This window comes from Aestuariivivens insulae, assembly GCF_022662195.1.
Taxonomy (GTDB): domain Bacteria; phylum Bacteroidota; class Bacteroidia; order Flavobacteriales; family Flavobacteriaceae; genus Aestuariivivens; species Aestuariivivens insulae.
Genome location: NZ_JAKMCS010000026.1, coordinates 1 through 9170 on the forward strand (window position 1 = coordinate 1; position 9170 = coordinate 9170).

1 protein-coding gene is annotated in these 9170 nt (G+C 43.5%); it reads left to right on the forward strand.

Annotated features, from left to right (window positions below; genetic code table 11):
• Positions 1–493 precede the first annotated feature (493 nt).
• Positions 494–9170: SprB repeat-containing protein (locus MR062_RS17555; RefSeq protein ID WP_242206733.1), on the forward strand; the 8677-nt coding region annotated here is incomplete at its 3' end.

Sequence of the window (9170 nt, forward strand, 5' to 3'; positions counted from 1 at the left end):
TGGTCGATGCCTATTAGAAACTGGGGCATTATTTTAAACCAGTTTTTGACTATATTTGAAAAAAGGGTCCGGCTATAAAAAAGCTAAACCCTCGATTTATAACTTACACACTTTACGGGATAGTGTCAAATTTTAATCCAAAAGAATACCTCGGGGTTCAACCTCGAGGTTATACTTCCCATCTGAACGCAGAGTCAAATTCAAGAAATTTTTTATTAAGAACTTACCTCAAATGATTGTATTTTAACATTGCTCATTCGTTAGTCTATTTATCGAGAATAAAAATGTCAGCTTAACGATTATGCGATCCATTTATTGTTTCATTGTTTTGGTTTAATATAATTTGCGATAAATATATCGCTGAAACGCAATAAATCAAGATTAAAATATTTTTTTGTAGTCCAAAAGCTTCAAAAACGAATTTATTGTTTTCGGTATAAACTAGCCTTTTTAACCCCAGTAGAAAGGCAAAGTTTAGCATAACTAAACCACCATGATGAAACCTACTTTCAAAGCCAAGAACCTTGTTATGTTATTACTTTTAACAGGGTTTCAAAATTTCGCACAAAACTATGTGCCATTTACCCCAAGATTTAATCAAGATTTAAAAGGAGACATTGTTCTTATAGGTAATAATATTCTTGGACCAGATAATAATGCTTTTAATGACACAACAGTCTATAATCATACGGTAGATATGAAATATATAGATATTGATGGAGACGCTTCAACCTTTAGTTCATCAAGTGCAGATTTAGTAATAGACAACCCAAATTGTTATAACATCGTTCATGCAGGATTGTACTGGGGAGCTGTTAATAAGGGAAGCCAACCAATTACAAATGTAAAATTAAAAGGGCCTACAGGAGGATATATTGATGTTATTGGAACTGTAGTTTTTGATGCCAACAGTACATCTGTTGATGGAGGGAACAGTTTTCCTTATGCCTGCTATGCAGATGTAACAAGTATTGTAACAGGATTAACTAATAATTTAGGCACTTACACCATTGCAAATGTATCAAGTGGAGAAGGGCAGACAAACACTTATAGTCCATATAATGGAACAGGACATTCAGCAGGATGGTCACTATTTATTGTTTATGAAGACCCAACATTGCCAGGAAAGTCCATTACCAGTTTTGATGGATTTAGTGCAATAAGCGTTCCTGGAGGAAACCCGGCACTGGATATTCCCGTCTCTGGATTTAGAACCGTACCAGCTCCAACCCCTGTTAGGGCAAACTTTGCCTTTGCCACTTTAGAGGGGGATAGTCCTATTTTAGGAGACCAATTATTGCTTAATGGACTTAATCTATCAACCGTAGACCGTTCCGCAACCAATTTTTTTAATAGTTCGGTAACCCAGCTAAGTGCAACTCCAGTTAATAATAGAAACCCTAACAGCGCAAATACCTTAGGTTTTGATACTGGGGTTATGGTAGTGCCTAATCCGGGAAATACTGTTATTGCTAATAATGACACATCTGCAACAGTGCGACTAGAGACTAGTGGAGATACCTATTTTCCATATTTTTTCGCATTGGCTGTTGACATTATAGAACCAAGAATTGTACTTACAAAAGTTGTTGAAGACGTTTCCGGAAATAATATAGGGGGGCAACAGGTAAGTCTTGGTGATGAATTGAATTACGTGATAGGCTTTCAAAATACGGGTAATGATGATACCACAAACTTAACGATTAAGGATGTGCTTCCAATTAACATTGTCTTTAATTACCCTGAAGACATAATAGATCTTCCTTCGGGAGTTACCGTTCAAAGTTACAACCAAGTAACAAGGGAAATTATTTTTGAAGTAGGTAATTCGGTAGTTGAAGTAAATGACCCTATGCAGGAAATTCGTTTTAAGGTTACCGTAGTACAGACCTGTAGCTTGTTAAATGATGCCTGCGATAATATTATCAATAATCAGGCATATGCTACCTATAATGGAACTTTGAATCCTACGTTTACAATTTCTGACGATCCTAGTTTTAATAGCAATACAGGTTGTTTAATAACCCCTGGAGCCACTAACTTTTTAGCAGATATAGATTGCGATTTTACCGAGGAAGTCATACTGTGTGGAGATAGTACGGTCTTAACCGCTGGAGATGGATACGATTCGTACACTTGGTCTACAAGCCCGTCTGGGTCTCCAATAATAGGAACTTCACAAACCTTAACAGTTACGACTCCAGGTACCTATTATGTACACAATGCAGCAACTGCACCTTGTCAATCCATTGACCAAATATTTAACGTCATTACTTTTGGGGCAGGAGTGACCAATCCTTTAATTCCGTTTGCAGATCAAGTAGTTACTTGCCCTAATGACGGAAAGAAATTGCCCAATTTTTATTTATGCGGAACGAACGATACAAGATTCATACAAACCAATATAACTGATGCAACATCCATTGTATGGGAAAAACTGGATGAGACCAGTTGTCCTGCAATGACTGTAGATGACTGTGCCAACGAAAATAATACCTGTACATGGAACCAAGTGACCAATGGAGCAGACTTTTTAATAGACACCGCTGGACAATATAGGCTTACTTTAAATTATACGGGAGGGTGTTTCAATAGGTTTTATTTTAATGTCTATACCAATTTATTACAGCCAACAGTGACTTCAAGAGATATTATTTGTACCACACCTGGTCAAATAACTGTTGGTGGAGTTCCAAGTGGATATGAGTATAGTATAGATGGAGTAAATTACCAAGGCAGTAATGTGTTTACTGTTAATGTACCCGATATATATAGTGTATATGTTAGGCAGGTAGGGGTGTCGCCAAACCCTTGTATATTTACAGTGCCAGATGTTCAAATACGGCAAAGAGATTTTACGGTTTCAACAATTGTTACACAACCCTATTGTAATGGAGGCTTAGGCAGTATTTCGGTTGCAGCGAATGATGTTCGTCCACAATATTCCTTTTCAATTTTTGAAGGAGCTACTCAAGTAAATAGTGTTGGACCATTAACAGAAAATAATTATACTTTCAACAACTTAAACCCTGGTACCTATACATTTAATGTATCCACTGAAGATGGTTGCACCTATACCGGGAATGTAGAAATAATAGAACCACCACTATTAACGGTAACAGCCGCATTGACCCAACCTTTGACCTGTACCGATGGGGAAATAACCATTTATCCAGTGGGGGGAACACCGCCATATTTCTATTTTGTGAATAGTACCACCGTTTTCCAAGTAACGCCTACCATCAATGTACCAGCAGCAGGAAATTATAATATAAGAGTTGTAGATTCCAATAATTGCGAAGCCACAACGTCCATTACTGTCGATGGCATTTTGCCACCGGAGTTTACCATAGAACAGACCAATATATTATGTGCCGATGCCCCCAACAGCGGATCGATAAGTATAAACGTGACCAATGCCAACGGCAACAGTTTGATGTACAGCATAGATGGCGGCACAACCTTTGCCAGCTCTCCGGTGTTTACCGGACTGTCTGCAGGCGATTACGATGTCGTGGTCCAGTATACCTTTGATGGGGATATATGTGCAACGGTTGCCCAGAGCGTTACCATCACGGCCCAGGCCCCAATTACGGGAACGGCCACATTGACCACGCCGTTGACCTGTACCACCAGTGGGGTGATTACGGTATCGGGGGTCTCTGGGGGCACGCCGCCTTACCAATACAGTATCGATGGCGTGAACTTCCAATCTGGAAACACCTTTTCTGGACTGTCCAACGGGACCTATACCGTTACGGTACTTGACGCCAACGGCTGTTCTTCGGCCTTGGCGCCAATAACGATAGATGCCCTGGACCCACCGACCGATATGGACTTTAGCAGTACGGCACTGACATGCCCAACAAATACCTCCGATGTGACCATAACCGGAACAACGGGCGGAACGAGTCCGTTGGAATACCAAATCATAGCCCCTTCAGGTTCAGCAACGGCATACCAGTCCTCGAACGTATTTTCGGGATTGGCTCCCGGGACCTATACCTTCCAGGTAAGGGATGCGAACGATTGTACCTATAGCGAGTCGTATACCATAGATCCATTGCCAGTAGTAAGTGTAGTGGGCCAGGCCTTGAGCAACATTACCTGTTTTGGGGCCTTGGACGGTACGGCACGGTTCACGGTATCCGGGACGACAAGTTTTACCTATACCATCAATGGTGGATCGGCTACGGCAGGAGCATCACCAATTAATTTAACCGGATTGGCAGTAGGTAGCTATACCATAGCCGTTACCGATACAACAACCAACTGTACGGCCACCGATACGGTGACCATAAGTGGGCCACCATCAGCGTTAAGTGTAACGGCAACGGCCAGCCCATTGACCTGTACGGCCGATGGCAGTGTGGCCATCAGTGCCACAGGGGGCTGGGGAGGCTATAGCTATGAGCTGGAGCAACCGGACAGTACGGTATTGGGCCCACAGGGCAGCAATAGTTTTGGAGGGCTGTCCCAAACGGGAACCTATACGGTCACCGTTACCGATGCCAATGGCTGTGAGGCAACAACGACCTTTGCGTTGAGTACGCCCAGCAACCCAACGGCAACCATAAGCAGTGCCGATTATTGTTACGATGCCACCAATGGCGCCTCGTTAGAGGTCAGTGCCTCAGGAGGCAACCCACCATATGAGTACAGTATCAATGGCAGTGCCTTCCAGTCCAATAACGTCTTTACGAATTTGGTGCCCGGAACCTATGACATCACGGTAAGGGATGCCTATGGCTGTACTTACACGGTGCCTACGGAAACGATAGCCGACCAATTAACGGCAACGGCCAATCTAACCAAAGGACTGGACTGTACGGCAAGCCCCGATGCAACAATCAATGTGACGGTATCCGGTGGTACCGCGCCATATACCTATGAAGTATCAATAGATGGTGGAGCGTTTACCGCAACGGGCAACCCACCATATTCATACAATAGTGCGCAAACGGGAGATTACCAATACAGAATTACCGATGCCCAAGGCTGTACGGCCTTGACCAATGTAGTAACAATTCAGCCCATTACAACCCCTGCAGCAACAGCTATTGCAACCGATGTGTTTTGCAACGGGGATACCAGTGGTATCGCAACCATAGACATAGACGAAACGGTAGGGACACCACCTTATGAAGTTAGCTTTAACAGTTCGGGGTTCACTTCCCAAACGGTCTATAACGGACTGGTGGCAGGAACTTACAACTTTATAGTTAGGGACGCCAACTCATGTGCCTTCAATGGATCGGTGACGGTAAATGAACCAGCCCCTATGGTGCCTAATATAGTAATGAACCCAATCCAATGTAATGTAAATACACCAGGAAGCTTTGATGTTAGTGTGGTTTCAGGGGGCATAGCGCCATATACTTATAGTTTATTGGATGATTCATATGCATTAATAGCAACTTATACCGAAAGTGCTTCAGCAACTACGCCAGTTCATAATTTTGGTGGCTTAACTTTTGGAGATTATTATATCTCTATTGTAGATGCCAATGGTTGTGAATACCAAAGCAGGTTAAGGATTGAAACACCGCCTTATTTAAAGGTTACGGGGTATGTAGATACCAGTAACTGTGCTACGGGTGTTGATTACACAGTAGAAACTACTGGAGGAACAGGACCATATAGGTATTCTATTTTTGGGCAACCTTCAACTGAAACCTCACCACTTGGAAGTGCAACCTATACCTTTACAGGATTGACTCACGGAGTAACTTATTTTCTACAGGTAAAAGATGCCTTCGACTGTATCTCGGTCCTAGAAGCGACAATGCCTCCGCCACCATCGGGTATTGAAATAACAGGAACAACAATAACCAATGTAGACTGTAGTGGCAATTCTAGTGGCGTATTAGCATATACAGTTCAAAATTATGATGCTACAGTTACAGATATTCATTATGAGGTATTGGATGCCTTAACATTAAATCCAATAACGACACCAATCAATGGGGCGCTTACGGGACCTGCAGGTGGTCCTACTTCTGGAAATATTACAAATCTACCGGCAGGGAATTATGTCTTGACCGTTAGAGAAGAGACAGGAACATTATGTTCCAATGCGTTTACTTTTGAAATTACCGAGCCAATTCAACCTGTTACGGCCTCTATAACAACCAATGTGAGTGCCAACTGTAACCAAAATGCGCAGGTGGCTGTCAACGCCAGTGGCGGAACGCCCCCTTACGAGTATGCCTTTGTGGTAGACGGAGCATTGCCGGGAGCAGGCGATTGGACGTCCAGTAACCTGGCCTTTTTAGATCCTACTGTCAATACAAACTGGGATGTATATGTAAGGGATGCTAATGGATGTAACATAGCAATACCTTTGGACGTGATGATTGCCACGGATCCAACGCCCTCGGTCACCTTACCCACATTGGCCGATGACCAGTGTAGCTCCAATGATGGCACGTATACCTTTACGGCCACTCCTGGAGGTGGTGAAATAACCCCCGTAACGTATAGTATTGATGGAGTAAACTTCCAGTCGAGTGCTACATTTACAGTATCTGCACCGGGAAATTATACCGTAACGATACGTGATGGGAATGGCTGTATTGCTACAGATACTATTGAGGTATATCCGCCTTTAAATTTAACACCAACAGTTACGGCATTACCTACATGTCCTGACAACGATGGAGAAATTACAGTAACAGGCTATGGCGGTTCCGGAAATTACACATATAGCATTAGTCCTAATGTAGGAAGCTTATCGGGAAATGTGTTTTCTGGTGTGCCTTCAGGGACTTATACCATTACAATAGAAGACACTACAACAGGGTGTACAACTCCTGCCAATATAACCCTAGACCCAGCTACACCGGTAACATTTACTACTAGTGTAACAGGTGTTAGTTGTAATGGAGGAAGTGATGGTACTATTACGGTTAATTTAGGTGCGGGTAATGATAATCCACCTTATACCTATGAGATTATAGCGCCAATTATTGTGGCTTCACAAACCTCTAATATATTTACAGGGTTGCCTGCCAATACTTATACGGTTCAGGTGAATTCTGGAAGAGGATGTTCAACAACTGAAGATGTTACTGTTGGAGAACCTTTAACTTTATCGGTTTCTGGAACAGTAACAGATTTTGCCTGTGCACCGGATAATTCGGTAAATACAGCATTGCTTACAATTACCGAAGCCGATGGAACTGCACCTTATACCTATAGTATTGATGGCGTTAATTACTTTACATCAAACACCTTCGATATCATTGATACGGGAAGTGTGCAGAATATAGACATTTACGTAAAAGACAATAATGGATGTATTGCATCAGACAGTGTTGTGGTAAATCCATTGCCGTCTTTAACAGCGGCTTCAGTAGCAACAGCAACACCAATAGACTGTAATAATGCAGGAACGGTAACCATAAGTGTAACCGGTGGATCAGGTAATTTTAGTTATCAAATGTTGCCAGATGGCACACCGCAGCCTTCAAATACATTTAGTATAACTGCTCCGGGAGACTATTATTTCCAAGTAAACGATTTAGATACGGGTTGTAATATAGCTACAACAGTGTTTACAGTTGCACCATACGATACTATTGAAGTTGTAGCAACACCTACCATGGCAGTAACTTGCTTTGGTGATACAAATGGTGTATTTGAACTCAATATAACTGGCTTTACAGGAGCTTATACTTATGAAGTCTTTAATAGTAGTGGTACTTCAGTAATTGGAGTTACAACGGCCAATACGTCAACAAACCCACTTGTAGTATCAGGATTAATGGGAGGAAGCTATTATGTTGAGGTTGTTGAAACCGATAGCCCATATTGTTCGGCAACATCAAACACATTTACTATAGATTCGCCTTCAGAAGCCTTAATGCTATCGGCCAGCGAAACGTCCAATGTAACCTGTGATAATAACCAGGGCACTATTACAGCGATTGCCAATGGCGGTTGGGGCAATTATGAATACGAACTAACGGGGACGGTCTCTGTACCTTATTCAACAAGTGGGACGTTTACCAATTTGCCGGCAGGCACCTATACGGTTAATGTAAGGGATTCAGGAAATTGTGTTGTTTCAGAAGGCATTACCTTGGCCGAGCCTAATCCAATCGATGCGGCCATAGCGGCCACGCCAACCCTGTTGGACTGTTTTGGCGATACGGGTGCGACCATAACGGTAAGCAATGTCACAGGTGGCCAGGGCAGTAACTACAGTTACACCCTGAACATGACCGCACCTACGGTAAGTTCATCCGGCCCACAGATGTCAAATGTATTTACGGGTCTTGGAGCGGGTACGTACAATGTTACGGTTACCGATGGCTATAACTGCGAATTTACCACGGCCGACGTGACCATAAATGAGCCTACCCAAATAATGGCCTCACTGGTAGCAGTTACCACACCGACCTGTACAACAGATGCTACGCTTACCTTAAGTGCTACTGGTGGTACGGGAACCTATGAGTACAGCGATACGGATACCTTTACGGCAGTACTGGGGACATTCGCCACCGATATAACATTTTCGGTAGCACCGGGCACCTACCAATATTACGTACGGGATGCCAATGGCTGTATTGCCAGTGTGTCCAATGGCATTGCCATAGAGCCATTGGTACCATTAACCGTTGACTTGGATACGACCAACGCTACGGTGAACTGTGCCGGTGACTCGACGGGTGTTATCGTGGCCGAGGCCCAGGGCGGCCTGGGTAACTATGTGTATACCCTTCAGGATGAGTTTGGAAACGATATTGACCCGGTAACCCAGGATTCCCCGGGTGTCTTTACGGGCCTGCCGATTGGGACCTATCAGGTGTATGTGGAGAGCGGCGATTGCGAGGTGACCTCCGCAACGGTCACGATCACGGAACCAACGGCGCCATTGGTGGCACAGTATACGGTAACCGATATTACCTGTAACGGTGAGAACGACGGTATCATAGAGGTAACGGCCTCTGGCGGCACGGGCATTATCAAGTATGCCATAACCCCAAGGCTGGACCAGTTCTTTGATGCGCCTATCTTTGATGAGCTTGCCCCTGGCCTTTACGATATTATCGTACAGGATGAACTGGGGTGCTATGTCCTGCTTGAGGACATTGAAATTATTGAAGCGGCGCCAGTGATGTTGAGCATCGTACCGAACTCCATACTTCCAGAGGTGTGCGAGG